Here is a 23,166-nt window from a genome sequence, read left to right on the forward strand (position 1 = left end):
CATCGCCCCCTGTCCCACGCCGTATTGAGCGAACGCTCAAGAAGACGTACCCTCCGTTTGAGCGACCGCTCAAGACGGGGAGACTGGCATGGGCGACGACACTGAACCGACACCACGCAGAACGAGCGCGCACTGGATCCTGGCCGGGTTGATCACCCTCTTCGGAGCGGTCGTCTTCGTCGTGGTGGTGCGGCAGGGCCGAGCCGACAGCGCGGTGCTCTTCGTGGCGCTCCCGGTGCTCCTGGCCGCCGCCCTCGCGCTCACACCCCGTCGGTCGGCTCACGGGAGGGTCTTCACGGCCACCACGATGGCCCTGCTCCTGGCGTCGGTGGCCCTGCACGAGGGCGCGATCTGCGTCGTGCTGGCCGCCCCGCTGGTCTACGCGGTGGCGCACGGGACCACCGCGCTGATCCGCGCCCTGCGGGAGGCGAACCGCCCGTACGTCGTCGTGGCCGTACCCCTGCTGCTCCTGCCCGGTCTGGAGGGCACCGGCATCGCTCCCCGGGTGGCTCCGGACCAGACGGTCGAGGTGATCCGGGTCGTCGGGCTCCCGGTGGACCAGGTGGCCGCACGTCTCGCTGCCGGTCCCCGCCCGACCGCCGTCCGGTCGGTGCCGCTGCGGCTCCTGGGCGTGCCCACGCCCGGCCAGGTCACCGGCGACGGGCTCGACATCGGCGACCGGTGGATGTTCGGTTACCACGGCAGCGCGCACGGACCGGGTGGCCACCTGCTCGCCGAGGTGCAGAGCGCCGCGCCGGGGCAGGTGGGCTTCGACTTCGTCGAGGACAGCTCCATCACCGCGCGCTGGTTCACCTGGCGGCACGCGGAGCTGAGCTGGCGGACGGTCGACCCCGGGCACACCGAGATCCGGGTCCGGGTCGACTACACGCGGGGCCTCGACCCGTCCTGGTACTTCGGTCCAATCCAGCAGGTGCTGCTCGGCGCCGGGGTGGGGCACCTTCTCGACATGCTGACGCTCGAGTGACCGTCGCCCGCTGGCTGAGCCTCGCCGTGCCGCTGGCCGCCGTGCTGGCCGTCGGCGCTCGGGAGCGGGACCGGTCCGTCCGGGCCGCGGGGCTGCTGGCGTTCCTGGCCGCCGGGATCGGCATCGCCGCGCTGCACGAGGTCGCCCGCCGGACCGGCTGGTACGCCTTCGCTCCGGTCGACGGCGCGTACCGGGGAATGCCGGTGGACCTCTGGATCGGCTGGGCGGCCCTCTGGGGCCCGTTGCCGGTGCTGCTCCGGCGGGCGTTGCCGCTGCCGGTCGCGCTGGGTCTGCTCCTCTGGGTCGACGCGGTGGCGATGCCGGCGCTGCACCCGCTGGTCAGCCTCGGCCCGCACTGGCTCGTCGGGGAGGTCGTCGGACTGCTCGCGGTGGCGCTGCCCGCTCAACTGCTCGGTCGCCTCTGCGCCGACCGCCGGCACCTGGGCGCACGGACCCTCCTCCAGGTGGGAGTCTTCGCGGCCCTGCTGCTCTGGTTCGTCCCCACCCTGGCGTTCGAGGTCGGCGACGGGTCATGGGCCGGCCTGATCGCGCTGGACCGCACCGGAATCCTGGTCGTCGCGCAGTTGGCCCTGCTGGTGGCCGTGCCGGCGCTGGCCGCCGTCGCGGAGTTCGCCGTCCGGGGTGGCGGCACGCCCTACCCGTGGGATCCGCCGCGGCGGCTGGTCACCACCGGCCCGTACGCGTACGTGGCCAACCCGATGCAGTTCGTCGCCGTGGCGCTGCTGCTGTTCACGGCGGCGGTTACCGGGAGCGTCGCCCTGGCGCTGGGGGCGGTGTCGGCGACGGCCTTCGGCGCGGCGGTGGCCGGGCCACACGAGCAACACGACCTGCGCACGCGGTACGGCGACTCCTGGCGGTCCTACCGGCGGCAGGTACGCGACTGGTGGCCGCGCTGGCGGCCGTACCCCTCGCAAGAGCCGGCCGTGCTCTGGCTGGACGACGACTGCGGACCCTGCGCGGCCACCTGGCGGATGGTGGCCCGGCGGCATCCGGTCGGCCTCCGGATCCGGGCGGCCCGGGAGCACGAGCGCGTGCTGTGGCGGGCGGAGTACGTGGGCGGCGACGGCCACCCGGAACGGGGGGTGGCCGCCGTCGCCCGCTCGCTCGAACACATCCATCTCGGCTGGGCTCTGGTCGGCTGGACGTTACGGCTGCCCGGGGTCACCTGGCTGGCTCAACTGCTCACCGATGCGATGATCGCACCGCCGCATCCGGCGCGTCCGAAAGGAGAGCCATGTCCGACACCAAGCAGCGTCTCCTCGACGGCGCCATCGCCGCCATCCGGGAGCACGGCATCGCCGGCGTCTCGGCCCGCACCATCGCCGCCGCCGCCGGCGTGAACCAGGCGCTGGTCTTCTACCACTTCGGCACGGTGGACGACCTGCTCGCGGCGGCCTGCCGGGTCAGCACCGCCGAGCGGGTCGAGCACTGGTCGGCACGGCTGGCCTCGGCCGGTTCGCTGCGCGAGCTGCTGGCGGTCGGGCGGGCGCTGCACGAGGAGGAACGGCAACTCGGCAACGTCACCTTCCTGGCCCAGATGTTGGCGGGCGCACAGGCTGACCAGCGCATGGCCGCCCCGACCGCCAAAGCGCTCCAACTCTGGGTGGACGAGATCGAGCAGGTCCTGCGGAGGCTGCTCGCCGGGTCACCGTTCGCCGAGGTGGCCGACGTGCCCGGCCTGGCTCGCGCGGTCTCGGCCGCCTTCATCGGGCTGGAACTCTACGACGGGGTGGACCCGGCCGGCGCGGACCGGGCGATGGCCGCGCTCGACCAGCTCGCGCTCCTCATGGAGATCGTCGACGATCTCGGGCCGATCGCCCGCCGCGCGCTACAGGCCAAGGTCAACCGGGCGACGCGGCGGGACTGAACCACCGCTCACGCGGCGGCGAGAATGTCGTCGCCGATGGTGGCGAGCTGGTCGGCGCCGACCTCGACGGCCGTCATGTAGTGGCGCAGCCAGGAGCGCAGCCCGTCCGGGGTGCCGGTGGCGAACGCGCCGGCCGCGCCGACGTACTCGGGCTCGCGTTCGGCGTGACCGACGTCCACGGCGAGCAGGCCGCGCGGGTCGAGGCCGCTGGCGAGCAGTACCAGCCGGGCGGCGCCGCGCGCCACCACGCCGGACGGTCCGGCGAACGGACGCAGGTTGAGCAGTTCTCCGTGTACGACGGCGGCGAGCACCAGCGGGGAGACCTTCGTGCCGCCGGCCACCAGACCGGACAGCCCGTCGAGTCGGGCGGCGACCACCGGATCGGCGACCGGACGACCCAGCTCGGCCTCCGGCACGATGTCCCGGGCGGCGAGGACGTGCAGCCGGGCGAGGGCCTGCCGCGGCGCCTTCGGCCAGAGTTCGCTCAGACCGGGCAGGGCACCGGCGACCCGTAGCGCCCCCTGGAGCACTGGCTCGGTGACGGTCCCGGCGCGTACCTCCTCGCGCTCGTGGACGGCCCCTTCGAGCGCGGCGCTGGCCACCGCCGAGCGGAGGCCGACCTCGGCCGCGACCTGGCCGCCGTTGCGGCGCAGCGCGCGGTGCCCGAGCGCCTGGTCGAAGCGTTCGCGGGCCCGGTCGACGGCGGGCGCGATGTCGGCGAGCGCGAGCAGCGGGGCGAGCGGGTCGGTGGTCACCCCGCCACGCTAACGATCCCACCGGGCTGATCGGCCCACACCCGCCCGCAACGCGACCCGGGCCACCCGGCCGGCGGCCGGCCAGATCGACACGACTTCACCGAAGTGGGGCTGTCAAGGCGGCCCGAACACCCCCACTTCGGCGATCTCGTGTCGATCAAGCGACCCGCGCCGGGCCGTCGGGCGCGTGGCGGGGGCCGCTCGGCGCGACGGGGTGGGCAGCGGTCGCCCGCCGGGGGACCCACGACTACCCTCGTGCCCATCGAGACGCAGGTCACCCCGAGGACGAGGAGTCACGGCATGAGCGAGGCATTGGCCAATCTGCTGAACGAGACGCGCCAGTTCCCCCCGCCGGCCGAGCTCGCCGCGCACGCCAACGTCACCGTCGACGCGTACGCCGAGGCGCAGGCCGACCGGCTCGCCTTCTGGGCCAAGCAGGCCGACCGGCTGGCCTGGTCGAAGAAGTGGGACGAGGTGCTCGACTGGTCGAACCCGCCGTTCGCGAAGTGGTTCGTCGGTGGGCAGCTCAACGTGGCGTACAACTGTCTGGACCGGCACGTCGAGGCGGGCCGCGGTGACAAGGTCGCGATCCACTGGGAGGGCGAGCCGGGCGACACGCGGACTCTCACGTACGCCGACCTGCACGAGCTGACCTGCCGCGCGGCGAACGCGCTCACCGACCTGGGCGTGACCGCCGGCGACCGGGTGGCGATCTACCTGCCGATGATCCCGGAGGCGGCGGTGGCCATGCTGGCCTGCGCCCGGATCGGCGCGGCGCACAGCGTCGTGTTCGGCGGGTTCTCGGCCGACTCGTTGAGCAACCGCATCCAGGACGCCAGCGCCAAGGTGGTGATCACCGCCGACGGTGGTTACCGGCGGGGCAAGCCGTCGGCGTTGAAGCCGACCGTGGACGAGGCGGTGGCGAGCTGCCCGTCGGTGGAGCACGTGCTCGTGGTCCGCCGGACCGGCGAGGACGTGGCCTGGACGGAGAAGGACCACTGGTGGCACGAGACGGTCGAGACCGCCTCGGCCGAGCACACCGCGCAGCCGTTCGACGCCGAGCACCCGCTGTTCATCCTCTACACCAGCGGCACCACGGCCCGCCCGAAGGGCATCCTGCACACCACCGGCGGCTACCTGACGCAGGCGTCGTACACGACGCACGCGGTGTTCGACCTGAAGCCGGAGACGGACGTCTACTGGTGCACCGCCGACATCGGCTGGGTCACCGGCCACTCCTACATCGTCTACGGCCCGCTCTCGAACGGCGCGACCCAGGTCATGTACGAGGGCACCCCGGACACCCCGCACAAGGGCCGCTTCTGGGAGATCGTCGACAAGTACCGGGTGAGCATCCTGTACACCGCTCCGACGCTGATCCGGACGATGATGAAGTGGGGCGAGGACATCCCGGCGGGCTTCGACCTGTCGTCGCTGCGGCTCCTCGGCAGCGTCGGCGAGCCGATCAACCCCGAGGCGTGGATGTGGTACAGGCAGCACGTCGGCCGGGGTGAGCTGCCCATCGTGGACACCTGGTGGCAGACCGAGACCGGCGCGATCATGATCTCCCCACTGCCGGGGGTGACGGCGACGAAGCCGGGCTCGGCGATGGCCCCGCTGCCCGGCATCGTCGCCGACGTGGTGGACGACCAGGGTCAGCCGGTGCCGAACGGTGGCGGCGGCTACCTGGTGCTGCGTGAGCCGTGGCCGTCGATGCTGCGGACCATCTGGGGTGACGACGACCGGTTCATCGAGACGTACTGGTCGCGGTTCGAGGGGATGTACTTCGCCGGCGACGGGGCGAAGAAGGACGACGACGGGCACATCTGGCTGCTCGGTCGGGTCGACGACGTGATGCTGGTGTCCGGGCACAACATCTCGACGACCGAGGTCGAGTCGGCGCTGGTGTCGCACCCGTCGGTGGCCGAGGCGGCGGTGGTGGGTGCGACCGACCCGACCACCGGCCAGGCGATCGTGGCGTTCGCCATCCCGCGCGGCAGCACGGACGTCGCCGGCGAGGCGGGTGAGCAGCTCATCGCCGACCTGCGCAACCACGTGGCGAAGACGCTCGGGCCGATCGCCAAGCCGCGGCAGATCATGCTGGTGCCGGAGCTGCCGAAGACCCGCTCCGGCAAGATCATGCGTCGGCTGCTGCGGGACGTGGCCGAGAACCGTTCGCTCGGCGACGTCACCACCTTGCAGGACTCCTCGGTGATGGAGCTGATCTCCTCCGGGATGAGTGGCGCGAAGTCCGACGAGGACTGACGACAGACGTACCCCGATCGGTGGGTGATGGTCCCCGCGGACCGTCACCCACCGTCGTCATTTGTGGACTTGCGACCACCCCACGCGCCGCTGGCCGACGGTTGGACGGATAACGCCTGCATCACGTTCCCGCCGTTCGGCAGGATTCTCATTTAGTTTCACGAAGGTCGGCTGGCCCTCGACGCGACGCTGCGTGCACGGAGTCCGCCGGCTTCCCTCGCCCATGCCCGAGAAACGGAGCGGCATGAACAGAAACTCCCAACCGGGGTCGCGTCGACGACTACTCGTCGCGCTGCCCGTCATCGCCCTCGCGGCCACGTCACTGACCGTGAGTGGCAGTGCGGCGGCACAGCCGTCCACCACCCCCCGGGCGGTGATCGGGGCTGACGAGTACTACATCAACTACGCCGAGCCCGAGGTCCAGCCGGACACTTCCGGCCGTGAGGTCAAGGGCAAGAACGGCGTCTACACCCCCAAGGTCGACGACGCCCGCGCGTTCGACCAGAAGCACGCGCGGGGCAACCCGGTGACGGCCCGCCAGCTCGCGCAGATCGAGGCCAAGTCGATCAAGACGGGCAAGAGCCCGCGCCAGATCAAGCAGGCGCCCACCACGCAGACGGCGAAGCTGCTGACACTGCTGGTCGAGTTCAACGACAAGGCCAACGACGACTTCACCAACGTGATGGTCCCGAAGACGGTGTTCGAGGACCGGACCTGCGTTCCAGGTACCGTGCAGAACGGGCCGAAGCACAACAAGATCCCGGACCCGTCGCGGCTCACCCACGAGGACAACAACTCGATGTGGGTGCCGGACTTCTCGCCGTCGCACTACAACAAGATGCTGTACAGCAAGAAGGGCATCACCGACCGGGTCCGTACGGACCTCAAGGGCCCGGACGGCAAGAAGGGCATCGACATCTCGGGTCGCACGATGCACAACATGTACCTGGAGATGTCCAAGAACGCGTACACGGTCGACGGGCAGGCCAGCCCGTGGATCACCGTGCCGCACTCCGAGGGCTGGTACGCGGCCAACCGCTGCACCCAGGACGAGAACGGCAACTGGGTGCCCGGCCGGGAGCAGTCGATGAACGGCCACCCGGACAACCCGGCCGGCGCGAGCCGGCTGGCCGGTGACGCGATCGAGGCGCTCGCCGCCAAGGACCCGACCTTCCCGTGGGCCGACTACGACAAGGAAGACCAGGCCGACCGCGACGGTGACGGCAACCTCTTCGAGCCGGACGGCGTGATCGACCACCTCGTGCTGGTGCACGCCGGCAAGGGCAAGTCGAGCGGCGGCGGCAGCCAGGGCACGTACGCCGTGTGGGCGCACTCCTCCTCGGTGCCGGGTGGCTACACCATCCCGGGCACCAGCCTGAAGGTGTCGAACTACATCGTGCAGCCGGAGGACGCCGGCGTCGGCGTCTTCGCCCACGAGTTCGGTCACGACCTCGGTCTGCCGGACCTCTACGACACCTCCGGCAACGCCGACTCCGACGTCGACTTCTGGGACCTGATGGCCTCCGGATCGCACTCGGGTGAGATCTTCCAGGCGCTGCCGACGCACATGGGCATCTGGGACAAGTGGGTGCTCGGCTGGGCCGACCCGCTGACCATCCGTCCGGGCTCCAACCCGCGCGAGGTCAAGCTCGGGCAGACCTCGCGTACGCCGATCGACGCCGAGGACGGCATCAAGGTCGACCTGCCGGACAAGGTGACCGTGCTGGCCACCCCGCACAGCGGCACCAAGATGTGGCACAGCAACAACGACCAGAGCTGGGCCGACGTCAAGCTGAGCCGCTCGGTGGACGTGCCCAACGCCGCGGACTCCAAGTTCTGGATGTGGAACAACTACATCATCGAAGAGGACTGGGACTACGGCTTCCTCGAGCTGTCGACCGACGGCGGCACCACCTGGTCCGAGCAGAAGGTGTACGCAGAGGACGGCACGGTCGTCACGACGCCGGACAACTACGGCGACCCGAACGGCCGGATGAACGACTTCGGTGGCAAGAAGTACGGCCTGACCGGCAGCACCGACGGCTGGCGTCACGACTACGTCGACCTGTCGGCGTACGCGGGCAAGACCGTCCAGGTGCGACTGCGCCTGGCCACCGATGAGGCGTTCGAGGAGCGCAACTGGTTCGTCGACGACTTCTCGGTCACCGGTGGCGGCGCCACCACCTGGAGCGACGACGTCGAGGGCGGCGCCAACGGCTGGACGACCAGCGGCGGCACCTTCGTCGACACCACCGGCGCGGGCTGGAAGGTCTCCGGCGGCACCGAGGTGCACGCGCAGTACTACCTGGCCGAGTGGCGCAACTTCGACGGCTTCGACAAGGGCCTGAAGTACGCCTACGACACCATCTACTCGCGCGACGCGTGGAAGGTCGACCGGATCTCCTACAACGCGCCGGGCATGCTGGTGTGGTACCGGGACAGCGCGCTGGGCGACGTCAACCACGTCACCGGTCAGATGACCTCGCTGCCGAGCTACGGCGCCAAGGGCGGGCTGCTCATCGTCGACTCGCACAACGAGCCGTACCGGCGTACCGGCACGGCGGCCGAGAAGGACCCGTCGGTGACGGACAACCTGCCCAGCCGTCCGCAGTCGTCGAACGCGGCCTTCACGCTCCAGAAGACGTACCCCTTCACGGAGTGCCTGGAGGCGGCGGGCGAGCCGTACAGCGCGTATTGCACGAAGTTCAAGGCGCTGCCGCCGGTGAAGGGCTTCACCGACGCCAAGGGCTGGTACCCGGGCATCGAGATCCGCGACGGTGCCGCGTACGCCCGGGACAACGACGCCTCCGTCGTGATCCCGTCGCGTGGCAACGCGCCGTACACCACCCGGGTGACCAACCCGGACGGTAGCCCGGCGCCGGACTACTACGGCGTGACGCTGGGCGGCGGCGCGATCGTGCTCGGCACGGGCAACCCGGCCGACGCTGGCGTGCAGAACGGCGTCTCGTTGACGATCCGTAAGGCGGCGAAGGACAACTCGTCCGCCACGATCTACGTCACCCCGGCGACGAAGTGACGGTTTAACGGGTTCGGCAACTGACGGTGGGGCCGGTGGCGGGAACGCCACCGGCCCCACTGTCGTTTCATCTGATCTTATTGATCGAAATACATCGTTGCGGAAGCAGCCACCCGGTCCACCCTGACTCGAGCGCAGATGAAGCGCGGGGGTGTGACGGTGAAAAGCATTCCCAACAAAATCTTGCAACAAATCGACGCGCGCATCTTCCCACCCGTCGCAGCAGTGTCTATGTTCACCAATGGTCCCACTAGTGGGATCGACTTTCACCGACCCGTACCCCCGTTGGGTCGGTTCCCTCACACCGGAGGTACCACGTGCGCAAAGTCGCAGTGGGTCTGCTCGGGCTTTCGCTGACGGCGACGGGGCTGGCGTTCGGACCGTCCGCCAGTGCCGCGCCGCAGCCGAAGTTGCCGACGGCCGCTCCGTCGGTCGCCGAGCCCGCCCTTGCCGACCACGACCTGCCGAACCCGCTGGAGGACAAGCGGCGAGCGCTGCGCCAGGAGGGCCTGAGCAAGGTCCTGGCCGGCAAGTCCAAGGCAGAGAAGATCAACGGCAGCACGGTCGTCAAGGTCGGTAAGACCCAGGCCGACGGGGCCGCCGCCCGCACCACCGGGGCGGGCACGGCTCAGACCGAGGACCAGTACGTCGAACTCTCCCGCGAGCGGACCGACAAGATCTTCGTGATCCTTGCCGAGTTCGGCAACGAGCGGCACCCGGACTACCCGGACAAGAACATCGACCCCAACACCGCGGGGCCGACCAAGTTCACCGGTCCACTGCACAACGAGATCCCGGCGCCCAACCGGGCCGTGGACAACTCCACCGTCTGGCAGCCGGACTACACCGCCGACCACTACCGGCAGCTCTACTTCGGCACCAACCCGGGTGACGAGTCGCTGAAGCAGTACTACGAGGCCCAGTCCTCCGGTCGCTACAGCGTCGAGGGCGAGGTCACCGACTGGGTCAAGGTCAAGTACAACGAGGCCCGGTACGGCCGCTCCGACGACCCGATCGCCGACGACGACGCCGCCAACCCGGCCAACGACCCGGCGGTCTGCGACAGCAACGTCTGCGACAACACCTGGGACCTGGTCCGGGACGCCGCCAACCAGTGGGTCGCCGACCAGAAGGCCGCCGGCCGCACCGACGCGCAGATCGCCGCCGACGTCAAGTCGATGGACCAGTACGACCGGTACGACTACGACGGCGACGGCAACTTCAACGAGCCGGACGGCTACATCGACCACTTCCAGATCGTCCACTCCGGCGGCGACCAGGCCGACGGTGACCCGATCCAGGGTGAGGACGCCATCTGGAGCCACCGGTGGTACGCGTTCGCCTCGGACCAGGGCAACACCGGCCCGGACACCTTCCCCGGCGGTGGCACCCAGATCGGCAACACCGGCGTCTGGATCGGTGACTACACCATCCAGCCGGAGAACGGTGGCCGGAGCGTCTTCTACCACGAGTACGGCCATGACCTCGGTCTGCCGGACGACTACAACGTCATCAACGGTGGCGACAACAACAACGAGCACTGGACCCTGATGGCCCAGAGCCGGCTCGGCGCCAAGAACGACGGCGGCATCGGCGAGCGCGGTGGCGACCTCGGCGCGTGGAACAAGTTCCAGCTCGGCTGGCTCGACTACGAGACCGTCGTCGCGGGGCAGAAGAAGACGCTGGTCCTCGGCCCGCAGGAGTACAACTCGCCCGAGGCGCAGGCCGCGGTCGTCGTACTCCCGAAGCGGGACTACACCTTCTCGAACGGTGCGCCGTTCGAGGGCAGCAAGCAGTTCTTCACCGGCAACGAGGACAACCTCAACAGCACGATGACCCGGACGCTGGACCTCACCGGGAAGTCGTCGGCCGCCCTGACCATGAAGGGCCGCTACAACATCGAATCCAACTTCGACTACCTGTTCTTCGAGGCGTCGACCGACGGCGGCAAGACCTGGGCGACCCTGCCCGGCACCGCCAACGGCAACCCGCTGAAGGAGATCTCCCCCGGGCGATTCGCCCTGGACGGCTCCAGCGGCGGCAGGTGGGTCGACGTCAACATTCCGATGAACTCCGCGGCGGGCAAGGTCGTGCAGTTCCGGCTGCGCTACCAGACCGATGGCGGCCTGTCCCGGGGCGGCTTCTACGGTGACGCGATCACCGTGACCGCCGACGGCCAGACCGTGTTCACCGACGGCGGCGAGAACGGCGCCAACGGCTGGACCTTCGCCGGGAAGTTCGAGATCGCCTCGGCCACCTACACCAAGGCGTTCGAGAACTTCTACATCGCCGGCACCCGGTCGTACACCTCGTACGACAAGTACCTCAAGACCGGCCCGTACTACTTCGGCTACCAGAACACCCGTCCGGACCTGGTGGACCACTACGCGTACCAGGAGGGTCTGCTGATCTCGTACTGGAACCTGCGGTGGTCGGACAACGACACGTTCGCGCACCCGGGTGAGGGTCGGAACATGATCATCGACGCCCACCCGGAGCCGTCCTACAACCTGACCGGCGCCCCCTGGCGGGCCCGCGTCCAGGTCTACGACGCTCCGTTCAGCCTGAAGAAGGCGGACTCGTTCACGCTGCACATCAACAGCCAGGCCAACTACGTCCGTGGCCAGGCGGCGCAGCCGCTGTTCGACGACACCAAGCAGTACTGGTACCCGGAGCTGCCGAACCACGGTGTCAAGGTTCCGGCCACCGGCACCAAGATCAAGGTCGTGTCGCAGGACGGAATCAACACCACCGTCCGCTTCAACTGATCCTTCGATCAGGCACCACCCGCACCACGGCGATGCCCGGGCAGGTCACCTGCCCGGGCATCGCCCGTTCCAGGGAACCCCGACCGGGTGGCGCGCGTCCGATCACCCGTGCGACCGCGAACCCGCACCACCCTGACCGGCGTCGGTCTGACCGTCCTGTTTGCGCTGGCCGGCTGCGCCGGAACGCGGAACGAAGGAGGCACCGTGCCCGCCGAACAGACCCCGTCCGGCACCCCGGCGACCAGCGCACCACCGGCCTCCGCCGCGCCGACCGAAAGCGGGGCCACGCCGTCGGCCCCTGCCGGCCGTCCGTCGCGCTCACGCGTCCCGCTGCCCACCCTGCGCCCGCCGACCGGGCCACCACGCAAGCCGACCGACGCCCGGCGGGCCAACGCCCTGGCCGGGCGGATCAACCGGGGCGGCGACGGCCCCTGCTACGGCCTCGTCACCGACGACGGCCGGCAGTACGCGCTGCACGGCATCGGCAAGGGCACCTTCACCGTCGGCACGACCGTCCGGGTGACCATCGGCCCCGCCGACCCGGCCGCCGACTGTGGGCCGGGCATCCCGGCCACCATCGTCGACATCAACCCGGTCGTCTGATCCCCCGCAGGGTCACAGTCGGGCCGGCGAAACGGCCGCGTCTCGACGGGGTCCTAGGCTGTCAACCATGACCGACCAGCGCGGCGAGGCCGTCGACGAGTCCTGCGTCCTCACCGAGGGCCCGTGGACGCACCGTTTCGTCGGTGCCAACGGCAGCCGCTTCCACGTGGTCGAGGCCGGCACCGGCCCGATGGTGCTCTTCCTGCACGGCTTCCCCGAACACTGGTGGGCCTGGCACCAGATGCTCCCCGCGGTCGCCGACGCCGGCTTCCGCGCGGTCGCCGTGGACCTGCGCGGCTACGGCGCGAGCGACAAACCACCCCGGGGGTACGACGGCTACACCCTCGCCGCCGACATCGCCGGCCTCATCCGGGCCCTCGGTGAGCGCTCGGCCACGCTCGTCGGCAGCGGCGTCGGCGGCATGGTCGCCTGGACGGTGGCGTCGTTCCACCCGACCCTGGTCCGTCGGCTGGTGGTCCTCGGCGCACCCCACCCGCTACGACTGCGCGCCGCGATCTTCGCCGACCCGCGCGGCCAGTTCGCCGCCTCCACCCCGGCGTTGAAGTTCCAACTCCCCCGTTACGAGCACGTGCTCACGAAGGACGGCGCGGCGGGTGTCGAGGAGATCCTGCGCCGCTGGGCCGGCCCGCGCTGGGCCGCCAGCGCGGACTTCGAGGCGTACGCCGAACGGTGTCGGGAGGCGATGCGTATCCCGCAGGCCGCTTTCTGCGCGCTGGAAGGCTATCGCTGGGCCTTCCGTTCCGTGCTGCGGCTGCACGGCTACCGATTCGTGCGCCTGATGCAGAAGCCGCTGGTCACCCCGACCCTGCAACTGCACGGCGCGGCCGACGTCGCCGCCCTGCCACGGACCGCCCTCGGGTCGGGCCGGTACGTCGTCGCGCCGTACGAGTGGCGTCTGCTGGACGGGGTGGGGCACTTCCCGCACCTGGAAGCCCCCGAGGTGGTGCTCGGCGAGATCCTGCGGTGGGCCAAGTCGTGACCGGTCAGACCCGCTGCTCGCGCAGGTCGGTGACCTCGGCGGCCGGCGCCCAGCCCTGGTAGACGCCGAAGTCGAAGACCTCCAACCGCATCGCCTCGGCCACCGGCCAACGACCACCCGTGTACTCGACGCGCAGCCACGCGTCGTGCTCGCCGAGCACGATGAACGGCTGGCCCTGCCAGGTGCAGGTGGTCCGCACGTACGCCAGATCCTCGATCTCGCTCGCCGGCAGAACCCGCACGTAGCGGCCGGCGCGGACCTCCTCGAAGCCCTCGCCCGGCTCTGGCTGGTACAGGCGGATGTCGTCGCCGTCCGGGCTGGCCTGGTACTCCCGGCCCTGCCAGCGGGCCACGTAACCGTCGCGCATCACTCCTCCGGAACCCGCCGCCAGGTAACCGCGTCCGTGTCGAGGACCGCGACCACCCGTTCGGTACCGTCGCCACCGATCCGCCAGAGCTGCGCGCCGTGCGGAAGGCGGGCGCTGTCCACCTTGAACTCCGCCACCACGTCACTGCTCTCGCCCGGGGCGAAGCCATTACCCCGGAACGGCGGGCGCTCGATGACCCAGCCCTCCATGGCACGCATCGCCGCCTCGTTCTGCCCGCCGTACGGAATTCGGTAGAGGCTGGGCCGGTGCGCCGGCCACCGCAGCACGTAGATCTCCTCGGCGTCCCGCACGAACGGCGAACCGGGGTAGTTCAGGCCCAACGCGTCGTGCAGCTCGGCCGGCGTGGTCAGGTGGGCCAGCTCACCGGCCCGGTGCACGAAACCGGAGACCCGGTCGTACCCCCGCTCCAGGTAGTACGCGAGCTGGCTGGGCGCGATCGCCTTCTGCATCACCGTCGGGCGGGCCGGGTCCACCGCCGCCGGGGCGTACCGGGGACGCGCGGCGGGTTCCGCCTCGGCCGCCGGTTCCACCGGGTCGACCTCCAGGTCGTCGCCGAGTCCCACCTCGGCGGCCCAGTTGGCCAACGCGACGATCTGGTCACCGGGCAACTTCGCGCCGACCGGGGTGCCCGGGTTCACGGCGAACGACCAGTCCTCGTCGGGCCAGCGCCGGATCAGCTGGGCGAACTTCACCCGGACCGTGTCGACGGCGCCCTCGACGTGGTCGGCGAGGCGCTCCGGGGACGTGTAGACCACCACGTACGTCTCGCCGTCGAGGCGGGCGGTGCGCCAGACGAACCCCGGGTCGCCGGGACGGCTGCCCCGCTTCGAGTCCGCCGCCGCCGGCAGCAGCACACGGGCCAGCAGCAGGGTGGACAGGAACGTGTCCGTGCTCCCGGCTCCGGCCGCGCCGAGCAGGTCCTCCTCGACGGTGTTCGCCGGCTGGAACTGCGGCGACGCCGGCTCGTCGACCGTCGGAGGCTCGACGGCGTCCGCGATCGTCGCCTCCGCGTCGGAGTCGGGGCGTGCCGGCTCGGGTTCGTAACCCACCGGGGATCGGGACGACCGACCGGTGTCGCCGCCGGCACCGAAGCCAGCGTCACCGGCTGAACGGGCATCGCCAAGGCCGGCGTCGGTGGCCGGGCCGGTACCGCCCAGGCCGGCGTCGGTGGCCGGGGTGACGCTGGACGGCTCGAACAGGCTCGCTCCACCACCAGACGCGGCCCAGGCAGTGGGATCCGGCGCGGACGGGTCGGGCACAGCCGGGTCGGGCGCGGACGGACCGGACACGGCCGGGTCGGGCACAGCCGGGTCGGGCACGGCCGGGCTGAATCCGGACGGGTCCGGCACAGCCGGGTCGGGCACGGCCGGGCTGAACGGTGGCGGGGCGGTGGTCGTCGGGCCGGGTCGCCGGGCGGTCTCGAAGAAGGTGCCGACCTCGGGCGGATCGAGGAGATCCCGGGACTCGATGATGGTGCCCTCGATGACGATGGGCGTGAAGCCGCGCCGGGGGGCGGGCGGGCCGGAGACCGGTTCCGCGACCGACGGCGGCAGATCCTCCACCGGTTCGAAGCGCCGCCGTTCAGCGGGACGGCCACGCGGGATCGCCTGGGTCTCGTCCGCCGCAGGCGCCGGCTCCGAGAGGCGGGCCGGTGGCGGTCCGCCGTTGACCGGACCGGGCACCCGGAACGCGCGGGTGGGCTCCTCGGCCAACGGGTCGGGCCGTCGCGGCGGCAGCGGCTGCGTGGTCTCGTCGTCGGTCAGCGGCGCTCGTACCACCCGGGATGTGCCCAGGTCAGTCGCGGGCGGCCACGGTCCGCGGCCGGCGTCCGGCGCGGGCATCGCGAAGGCCTGGGTCGCGCTGTCGCCGCCGGGCGCGTCGGCGGGGCGGCGGCGCGGAAAGGGCTGACTGCCGCGCCCGAACCGCGACGGCGGCGCGGCCCGGTCGCCCGTCCGACTGTCACCCGAGGGCAGGCCAGACTTACGACCGGACGTCGGTTCGAAGAAGGAACGCCGGCCTTCGTCGTTGACGCCACCACCGACGGCCGGACCGTCACCCTCGCTGCCCGGACGGGTCGCGGACGGCCGGCCGGCACGTGGAGTCGGCTGGTCGACCGGGACGGTGCGGGTGCGGTCGGCGGCCAACGGCACGTACCGCGAGGCGGCGGTGCGGCTCGCCCCCGGCCCGACACCGGCGCCCGGCCGGACCGCGCGGGGCGGTTCGGTCGGCTGCGGCGGCCCGGCGGCGGGCAGGTCCTCCACCCCGGAGCGGCGCGGCAGGTCACCCGGGCCGGGCGAGCGGGTGGGATGACCCGAGGCGGCGGGCGGAGACACCGGAGGCGTCGCGCTCCTCGGTCCGGGCGGCGTCGCCTCGGGGACCGTCGGTGACGGCGGTACGGACCCGGCTGCGGGAGGGCCCTCCCGACCGGTCGTACCCGCCCGGAACCGGGACAGGGTCTCGGCCCGCTCCAGCCGGGCCCGGGCGCCCATGGCGCGGCCCGGCAGCCGGACGTCACCACGGGAGAGCTGCGACACGAACCAGGAAGGCAGGTACCCCTCGACGGGCAGCCCGGGGTTGACCGCGAGCCACCACTCGTGGTTTGGCCAGCCCAGCGCGAGGTCGGCGAACGGGACGCGCCGGTGGGTGCCCGCGTGCTCGCCGAGGCAGGCCCGCAACGCGGTGCTGGAGGTGAAGGCCAGTACGTGCGTCCGGCCCCCGGTCGTCCAGGTGCCCCAGCCGGCGGCCTGACCGGAGGATGCCGGGGCGGAGACGGGCAACAGCAGATCGGTGCGGGACAGGAGGCGGAAGTAGAGCTCCTGGTCGTTGGCGCGCAGCGCGTCCCGCATCGCCACCTCGGCCTCCGTGGCCGGCTCCCATTCGGTCACGGCCACCTCTCCTCCCGAGAACAGGCCACAGGTATCGCGTACAACCTACAAGGTGGCATCAAGATCACAATGGCTGGCCGGCGGCGGTCCGCCCCGGCGGCGGCGAGGCGATAACATCCCGTTCCGGAGCCGACACGATACGGAGGCTGTCGATGTCCCGGTCGATTGCGCGCCCGGTCCTGGCCGGTCTGGCGGTCGCACTGCTGACCGGCGCGACAGGTCCGGCCGTCGCCGCCGGCCCGCGCCGATCGGCTCCGGTCTGCGCGACCCCACTGACGCCCGTTCGACCGGTCGAGGCCACACCGTGGCCCCAGCAGCGGTACGACCCCGCGCGGCTCGCGCCGCTGACCACCGGCGCGGGGGTGACGGTCGCGGTGGTCGACTCCGGCGTCGACCGGGCGCACCCCCAACTGGCCGGTCGGGTGCTGCCCGGCGCCGACCTGCTCGAACCGGGTGGGGACGGCGGCCAGGACTGTGCCGGGCACGGCACCGGTGTGGCGAGCATCATCGCGGCGGCGCCGCAGCCCGACGTCGCCTTCCACGGCCTGGCGCCGGCCGCCCGGATCCTGCCGGTACGCGTGAGTGAGCAGCAGGTGGTGCAGGGCCGGGAATCGGGGCGCACGGTCAGCGCTGGCGAGTTCGCCCGCGCCATCCGCTGGGCCGTCGACCACGACGCCGACGTGGTGAACCTCTCCGTGGTCCTGTACGCCGACGACCCGCAGGTCCGTTCCGCCGTCCGGTACGCCGTCGAACGGGACGTGGTGCTGGTGGCCGCCGTGGGCAACCTGCACGACAACGGTGACCCGCGCCCGTTCCCCGCCGCGTACGACGGGGTGCTCGGGGTGGGCGCGATCGGGGCGGACGGGGCGCGGGCCACCTTCTCGCAGACCGGCGCGTACGTCGATCTGGTCGCCCCCGGCAGCGAGGTGCTCGTCGCCGCGCCCGCTCAGGGCCACCAGCGGGTGGAGGGCACCAGTTACGCCGCGCCGTTCGTGGCCGCCACCGCGGCGCTGCTGCGCGCGTACCGACCCGAGCTGACCGCCACCGAGGTGGTGGAGCGGATCGTCGCCACGGCCGATCCGGCACCCGGCCCGGGACACGGCGGCGGGTACGGGGCCGGCGTGTTGAACCCCTACCGGGCGGTCACCGAGACCGGCGGCCGGCCGGGCGGACCCAGATCGGCCGCCGCGCTCGCCGATGACCGGGCCGATCAGGCAGCGCTGGCCCGCCAGGCGCGTCGCGCGACCGCCCGGGACCGGGCCCTGGTGGCCGGCGCGGTGATCGGCGTGACGGCCATCGCCGTGGTGGTGCTGGCCCTCGTGCTGCCCCGGGGCGCGCGCCGGCGTTGGCGACCGGCCGAGCCGGCCTGACCCGACCCGGTCGCCGCCGTGGCCCCCGCCCGAGGGCGGCCGGGACGCCGACGCGGTCATGGTCAGCGCTCCCGGCCCACCGACGTCACTGGAACAGCCCGGTGTTCTTCTTCTCGGTGTCGAGGTAGTCGGCAGCGGAGTCGTCCACCGCCAACTTGATGGCCCGCAGCATCGCCTGCAGGTCCTGCGAGGCGGAGCGCCACCGCGCCTGGCGCTGCTCGTACGCCTCGCGGGCGTCACCGGACCAGGCCGACACCAGCGGCCCAGCGTCACGTTCGAGCTGGCCGAGCTGCGAGTCGAGCGTGTTCAGCGCCCGCTGAATGTCCGCGCCGGCCTGTTGCAGCGCGGCAAAGTTGACGACCAGCACACCGTTGTCCATCGGAATGCCCTCCCGGCAGGTCAGAGCGGCAGCTGGATGCCGCCGCGGTTGGTGCCGGCCACCCGGCTGGCCGCCTCGTCGTCCGAGACGTCGTACTGTCGACCCGCGGTGCGAATGGCACCGGCGGTCTCCCGCAGCGCGCGGTGCAACGCCGCCTGATCGTCTGCCCACTGTCGCTTGACCTGCTCGAACGACCGCCCGCCGGCGCCGCGCCAGGCCTGCTGCAACACCTCCAACTCGGCCAGCAGGCCGGTCAGCATGGACTGCAACGACTGGTCCACCTGCTCGAACCTCGCGGCGGTCTGCTTCATCACCGCTGCTTCTGCCTGGGTCTGGGACACCCGGACGTCACCTCGTCTCCTCGGTCGTGCCTGGCTGTCAATGCGCCCGCGGTGGGAGCGCACCGCTCGCGTGGCCCGCTCGACGAACACGGTCGGACACGGGTCAGCGATGAACTTCGTGGCTGACGGTAGCGGCCTGGTAGCGGTTCTGCTACCCCCTGGCTCTCCCCTGTGGACAACTACGACAGCCATCGGTCGCCTACGATGTGCGGCAGCCCCGTCGCGGCGCGTGACGGGCATCCGGGGGCGGTCGGCCGCCGGGCACGTCCAGACCGGGTCGAGGAGGCGCGGTGCCGCCGATCACCACTTCAGGCGCGCAACCGGCGAGCGACGCCGGGTGGGGCCCGACCGCAGCTTCCCCGACAGCCGGGCCGGACATCCCCGCCGTCTCGTCGGTCGACACCGCACCGGACGTCGGACCGACCACGATCGGCGGCACCGCGCCAGGCACTCTCGTCGGCACCGCTCCCCGAGGCGGCGTACCCGCTCGACGAACCACCGCGCGGTGGGCCGCCATCGGTCGGCTCGGTGCGGGGATGCGCGCGGGCCAACTGGTCACCGGGCAGGTCGCCGTGGCGGTCGTCCTCGCCGCCTCGGGCCAGGGCGCCCCGGTCATGATCGCCGCGCTGTTGGTGGCGACGCTTCTGGTGACGGCCGCCTGCGTCCGGTTCCGGGGCCGGTGGCTCTTCGAGTGGCTGGGCACCGCCGCCGGGCACGTGACCCGTCGTCGCAAACTGGGTGAGCGGGCCGGTGCGGTCGAACTGCTCGACCTGGTCGCGCCCGGAGCCGTCGTCGGCTCGACCGAGTTGTCCAGCGGGCCGGCGGCGGTGCTGGAGGACACCGGCGGCATGGTGGTGGTGCTGGAACTCGGCGATCCCGGCGACCTCCTCGGCGACGCGTCCCGGGCGATCCCCGCGCCGTCCACGCTGCTGCCGACGCCGGGGCCGGACGTGCCACCGGTACGGATCCAACTGCTGCTCACCGGCACACCGGCGCCCGTACCGACGGCGGGCGGCACGGTCGGGACCTCGTACCGGCAGCTCACCGACGGCCGCCTCGTCGGGCGGGAGCGGGCGGTGCTGGCGGTCCGGGTGCTGCGGGCGGACGGCTGGACGCCGGAGGCGCTGCGCCGGGCGCTCGCCGGCACCACCCGCCGGATCATCCGTCGTCTCGGGCCGCTGACCGCCCGGCCGCTCGGCGTACCCGCGGCGCTGCGGGTCCTGGGCGAGCTGGCCCATCACGACGGTGAGCCGATAGTCCAGGGCTGGCCGTCGCTCCGCACCGGCGCTCTGGTCCAGGCGACGTTCCGGCTGGTCCGCTGGCCGCAGGCCGGTGCGGCGGCGGCGCGGCAGCTGGTGCCCCGGCTGCTGACGCTGCCGGTGACCGCGACGACCGTGTCGCTCTGCGTGGGGCCGGCCGCGGGCACGGACGCGGTGACCGAGCTGACCGTACGCCTGGCTGCCACGTCGACGGCCGAACTGACCGTGGCCGTCGACGCGTTGGGCCGCCTCGTCGACGGCGCGGGCGGGGATCTGCGGCGGCTCGACGGCGCGCACCTGGACGGCCTGGCCGGCACGCTGCCGCTGGCGCTCCTCTCGGCCGGACGGCCCGAGGCGGCGCTTGACGACTGGGAGCTGACCCTCGGCGAGGCGGGGATGATGGTCGGCACCAACCGGCACGGTGGCGCGGTCACCGTGCGGCTGTTCCGGCCGGAGGGCACGCGGGTGCTGTTGCTGGGCGGGGTGCGTACCGCGCAGCTCGTCGCATTGCGGGCGATGGCCCTGGGGGCGCTGGTGGTGGTGCAGACGGCGCGACCCCGCGCGTGGGAGCCGTTCGTACGGGGGGTGGGCGCGCCGGGGGGATCCATTCCGCTCATCCCGCCGGGCCGGCCGGTCGCCGAATCGGCCGGCGCCGCACTGCGGCCGATGCTGCTGATCGTCGACACCGGACCGGTGCCGGCCGAGACCGAACCCGGTCCGGCGTGGCGGGCCACCCTCGTGGTGCGCGACGAGCTGACACCGGCCGACGTGGACACGTTGAGTCGCGCCGACCTGGCGGTGCTCCAGCGGCTGCACCCGGCGGAGGCGACGCTGGCCGGCGCGGCGCTGGGCCTGGGCGCCTCGGCCGACTGGCTGACCCGCATCCGCGACGACATGGTGGCGGTGGTGAACCGCCGCGCGTTGCGCTGGGCGCTGCTCTCCCCGACCCCGATCGAGGCTCAGCTGATCGGCCGGCCGGCACGGGCGTGAGCGCGGCCGCGCTCGGGGCTTGAACGCGGCCGCGCTCGGGGGCTTGAGCGCGGCCACGCGAGGCGGGCCGGTCACCCTCGATGGTCAACTGCCGGGTTACGCCCGTGGATGGTCCGTGGCACGATCCCCGCCATGGGTTTTCTGAAAGGGTTGCTGATTCGGCTGGCCACCACGGCACTGGCCTTCTGGCTGGCCACGCTGCTCATTCCGGGCATCGACCTGGAATCGACCTCCGCCGTCCAGACGGTCACCACGCTGATCCTGGTGGCGGCGATCTTCGGCATCGTCAACGCGGTGCTCCAGCCGGTCATCAAGACCGTTGGCTGCGGCTTCTACCTGCTCACGCTCGGCCTCATCGCGCTGGTGGTGAACGGGCTGCTGTTCCTCCTCACGAGTTGGATCGCCGACCAGGCTGGGCTGCCGTTCTCGGTGGACGGGTTCTGGCCGGCCGCCGTTCTCGGCGCCCTGTTCGTGAGCATCGTGACGTGGATCCTCGGGGCCGTCCTCGACCGCGACTGACCAACCACCGTCCCGGACCGCCCGGCCCCGACGGGTAGGGCGGTCCGGTGACCAGAGTTCGGGAATTGGCCGGCTGACGGCCCCCTCGGGTCGGTTAGCGTCGCCGACGTGTTCACCCTGACCCGGCCCGACGGTCATCTACTCAGCACCGATCCCGCCCGACTCGACCTGGACCGCGTACACCACTGGCTGTCCACCGACGCGTACTGGGCACTGGGACGCGACCGGGACAGCGTCGTGCGGGCGTTCGCCGGGTCGCTGCCGTTCGGCATCTACCGGACGGACGACGACAGCCAGGTCGCGGTGGCCCGCGTCGTCACCGACCGCGCCACCTTCGCCTGGCTCTGTGACGTGTACGTCGACCGGGCCGCGCGAGGGCTCGGCCTGGGCACCTGGCTGGCGGCCGCGGTCCGCGACCACCTCGACGAGCTGGGCGTACGCCGGATCCTGCTGATCACCAACGACGCGCACGAGGTGTACGCGCGGGTGGGCTTCACCCCGTTGGACGTTCCCGGACGGTGGATGAACCTCGACCGGCGACCGCCGGTGACCCCCATCACCGGAAAGGAACAAAACGGAGGTTAACCCCTTACGGTGGAGCCGTGACGCCACTGCGCCTGGGATACCTCTACGGCATCGGCGCGTACCTGCTCTGGGGTTTCTTCCCGCTCTACTTCAAGTTGCTGCGGCCCACCGGCCCGTTGGAGATCCTCGCCCACCGGATCGTGTGGTCGGTGCTCTTCGTGGCCCTGCTGCTCGGCGCGCTGCGCAACGTCGGCTTCCTACGGGCGCTGCTACGCCGACGCGCGGCGCTCGCCGGAATCGTCGCCGCGGCGGCGCTCATCGCCGTCAACTGGGGCATGTACATCTACGGCGTCAGCTCCGACCGGGTGGTGGAGACCGCGCTCGGCTACTTCATCAACCCCCTGGTGGTGGTGCTGCTCGGGGTGACGGTGCTGCGGGAGCGGCTGCGGGCCGCGCAGTGGGTGGCCCTGGGCATCGGTGGGTCGGCCGTCGCGGTGCTCGCCGTCGACTACGGGCGGCTGCCCTGGCTGGCGCTGACCCTGGCGTTCAGCTTCGCCGGCTACGGCCTGATCAAGAAGCGGCTCGGGCTGCCCGCCGCCGAGGGGCTGTTCGTCGAGTCGGCGGTGCTGGCGCTGCCCGCGCTGGGTTACCTGGCCTGGTTGTCCCGGCACGACGGACTGACCTTCGGGCACGTCTCGGCCGGGCACACCGCGCTGCTGGTGCTGGCCGGCGCGGCCACCGCGATCCCGCTGCTGCTCTTCGCCGGGGCCGCCAACCGGCTGCCGCTGACCGGCCTCGGCATGATCCAGTACCTGGCGCCGATCCTCCAGCTCGCCTGCGGTGTGCTGATCTTCCACGAGCCGATGCCGCCGGCCCGCCTCGCCGGCTTCGCGCTGGTCTGGCTCGCCCTGGTGGTCTTCACCGCCGACGCCATCCGCGCCGCACACCAGTCCCGCCAGGCCCGCAGCACCCCCGACCTATCCACCCCCGTCCCCACCCCGTAAACCCCGCGCCCATGCTCGCCCTCGCCCTTGCCCTCGCGCTCACGCTCGGCGATCTTGCAGTTTCTGTCGTCGACATGTCGCCTTGCTCCCCTTATGGGGCCACAGAAAGTGCAAGACGCTTCTATGTCTGTGGTGATCGGTTCGGCTGGTTGCCGTTAGGTTCGGCGTCGATGATCGCTTGGGTGACTCATTGTCGATCCGGCCG

19 protein-coding genes are annotated in these 23,166 nt (G+C 71.9%); 14 read left to right on the forward strand and 5 right to left on the reverse strand.

Annotated elements, in window-relative coordinates; genetic code table 11:
* Window positions 1–88 precede the first annotated feature (88 nt).
* Genes ABZ272_RS08815 through ABZ272_RS08825 form a run of 3 tightly spaced genes read left to right on the forward strand, consistent with a single transcriptional unit; the run spans window position 89 to window position 2,873 of the window.
* On the forward strand, window positions 89–985 hold the full coding sequence (locus ABZ272_RS08815) for a hypothetical protein (protein ID WP_355049285.1): 897 nt from the start codon (window positions 89–91) through the stop codon (window positions 983–985).
* The gene (locus tag ABZ272_RS08820) at window positions 982–2,346 is read left to right on the forward strand and encodes a methyltransferase (RefSeq protein ID WP_355049286.1); all 1,365 of its coding nucleotides are present in this window, start codon (window positions 982–984) and stop codon (window positions 2,344–2,346) included. The genes ABZ272_RS08815 and ABZ272_RS08820 overlap by 4 nt, the downstream gene beginning before the upstream one ends.
* Complete coding sequence (locus ABZ272_RS08825; RefSeq protein ID WP_355049287.1) at window positions 2,241–2,873, forward strand: TetR/AcrR family transcriptional regulator; 633 nt, start codon at window positions 2,241–2,243, stop codon at window positions 2,871–2,873. Before ABZ272_RS08820 ends, ABZ272_RS08825 begins: the two co-directional genes overlap by 106 nt.
* An 8-nt stretch (window positions 2,874–2,881) precedes the next feature.
* Here ABZ272_RS08825 and ABZ272_RS08830 read toward each other — a convergent pair whose 3' ends face one another.
* The gene (locus ABZ272_RS08830; RefSeq protein WP_355049288.1) at window positions 2,882–3,628 is read right to left on the reverse strand and encodes an oxidoreductase; all 747 of its coding nucleotides are present in this window, start codon (window positions 3,626–3,628) and stop codon (window positions 2,882–2,884) included.
* 300 nt (window positions 3,629–3,928) lie between these two features.
* Here ABZ272_RS08830 and acs point away from each other — a divergent pair, with 300 nt between their 5' ends.
* From acs to ABZ272_RS08855, 5 genes are all read left to right on the forward strand, one after another.
* The gene (acs, locus tag ABZ272_RS08835; protein WP_355049289.1) at window positions 3,929–5,893 is read left to right on the forward strand and encodes an acetate--CoA ligase; all 1,965 of its coding nucleotides are present in this window, start codon (window positions 3,929–3,931) and stop codon (window positions 5,891–5,893) included.
* 244 nt (window positions 5,894–6,137) lie between these two features.
* Window positions 6,138–8,930 carry an immune inhibitor A domain-containing protein gene (locus ABZ272_RS08840; RefSeq protein WP_355049290.1) on the forward strand — a complete coding sequence of 931 codons (2,793 nt, stop codon included), beginning with the start codon at window positions 6,138–6,140 and terminating at the stop codon, window positions 8,928–8,930.
* 332 nt (window positions 8,931–9,262) lie between these two features.
* Window positions 9,263–11,698, forward strand: coding sequence for an immune inhibitor A domain-containing protein (locus ABZ272_RS08845; RefSeq protein WP_355049334.1), 2,436 nt, complete (start codon window positions 9,263–9,265; stop codon window positions 11,696–11,698).
* 204 nt (window positions 11,699–11,902) lie between these two features.
* Window positions 11,903–12,301 carry a hypothetical protein gene (locus tag ABZ272_RS08850; RefSeq protein ID WP_355049291.1) on the forward strand — a complete coding sequence of 133 codons (399 nt, stop codon included), beginning with the start codon at window positions 11,903–11,905 and terminating at the stop codon, window positions 12,299–12,301.
* Window positions 12,302–12,368: 67 nt separating this feature from the next.
* Window positions 12,369–13,301, forward strand: coding sequence for an alpha/beta hydrolase (locus tag ABZ272_RS08855; RefSeq protein ID WP_355049292.1), 933 nt, complete (start codon window positions 12,369–12,371; stop codon window positions 13,299–13,301).
* A gap of 4 nt (window positions 13,302–13,305) precedes the next feature.
* On the opposite strand, the gene ABZ272_RS08860 is transcribed toward ABZ272_RS08855, so the two are convergent.
* Both ABZ272_RS08860 and ABZ272_RS08865 read right to left on the reverse strand, forming a co-directional pair.
* The gene (locus ABZ272_RS08860; protein WP_030486287.1) at window positions 13,306–13,671 is read right to left on the reverse strand and encodes a hypothetical protein; all 366 of its coding nucleotides are present in this window, start codon (window positions 13,669–13,671) and stop codon (window positions 13,306–13,308) included.
* Window positions 13,668–16,574: an SseB family protein gene (locus ABZ272_RS08865; protein ID WP_355049293.1), complete on the reverse strand. Its 2,907-nt coding sequence runs from the start codon at window positions 16,572–16,574 to the stop codon at window positions 13,668–13,670. The genes ABZ272_RS08860 and ABZ272_RS08865 overlap by 4 nt, the downstream gene beginning before the upstream one ends.
* A gap of 152 nt (window positions 16,575–16,726) precedes the next feature.
* Between ABZ272_RS08865 and mycP the strand changes: the two genes are divergently transcribed.
* Entirely contained in the window at window positions 16,727–17,944 is a 1,218-nt protein-coding gene (mycP, locus tag ABZ272_RS08870) for a type VII secretion-associated serine protease mycosin (protein ID WP_355049294.1), read from the forward strand.
* An 85-nt stretch (window positions 17,945–18,029) separates the two neighbouring features.
* Here the strand turns inward: mycP and ABZ272_RS08875 are convergent, their stop codons facing one another.
* Window positions 18,030–18,323 (reverse strand): WXG100 family type VII secretion target, encoded by a 294-nt coding sequence (locus ABZ272_RS08875; RefSeq protein WP_355049295.1) that lies wholly within the window; start codon window positions 18,321–18,323, stop codon window positions 18,030–18,032.
* A gap of 20 nt (window positions 18,324–18,343) precedes the next feature.
* Window positions 18,344–18,664, reverse strand: a complete 321-nt coding sequence (locus ABZ272_RS08880; protein ID WP_355049296.1) for a WXG100 family type VII secretion target — start codon at window positions 18,662–18,664, stop codon at window positions 18,344–18,346.
* A gap of 290 nt (window positions 18,665–18,954) precedes the next feature.
* Between ABZ272_RS08880 and eccE the strand changes: the two genes are divergently transcribed.
* The 5 genes from eccE to ABZ272_RS08905 form a co-directional block, all read left to right on the forward strand.
* Window positions 18,955–20,913, forward strand: a complete 1,959-nt coding sequence (gene eccE / locus ABZ272_RS08885; protein ID WP_355049297.1) for a type VII secretion protein EccE — start codon at window positions 18,955–18,957, stop codon at window positions 20,911–20,913.
* A 132-nt stretch (window positions 20,914–21,045) separates the two neighbouring features.
* Complete coding sequence (locus tag ABZ272_RS08890) at window positions 21,046–21,432, forward strand: phage holin family protein (protein ID WP_355049298.1); 387 nt, start codon at window positions 21,046–21,048, stop codon at window positions 21,430–21,432.
* 108 nt (window positions 21,433–21,540) lie between these two features.
* A complete protein-coding gene (locus ABZ272_RS08895; RefSeq protein ID WP_355049299.1) occupies window positions 21,541–22,017 on the forward strand; it encodes a GNAT family N-acetyltransferase in 477 nt (158 codons plus the stop codon).
* Between the two features lie 17 nt (window positions 22,018–22,034).
* Entirely contained in the window at window positions 22,035–22,961 is a 927-nt protein-coding gene (rarD, locus tag ABZ272_RS08900) for an EamA family transporter RarD (protein ID WP_355049300.1), read from the forward strand.
* A gap of 11 nt (window positions 22,962–22,972) precedes the next feature.
* On the forward strand, window positions 22,973–23,166 hold a 194-nt coding region (locus ABZ272_RS08905; protein ID WP_355049301.1), incomplete at its 3' end, for a hypothetical protein.

This window comes from Micromonospora sp. NPDC005979 (assembly GCF_040614415.1).
GTDB lineage: Bacteria > Actinomycetota > Actinomycetes > Mycobacteriales > Micromonosporaceae > Micromonospora.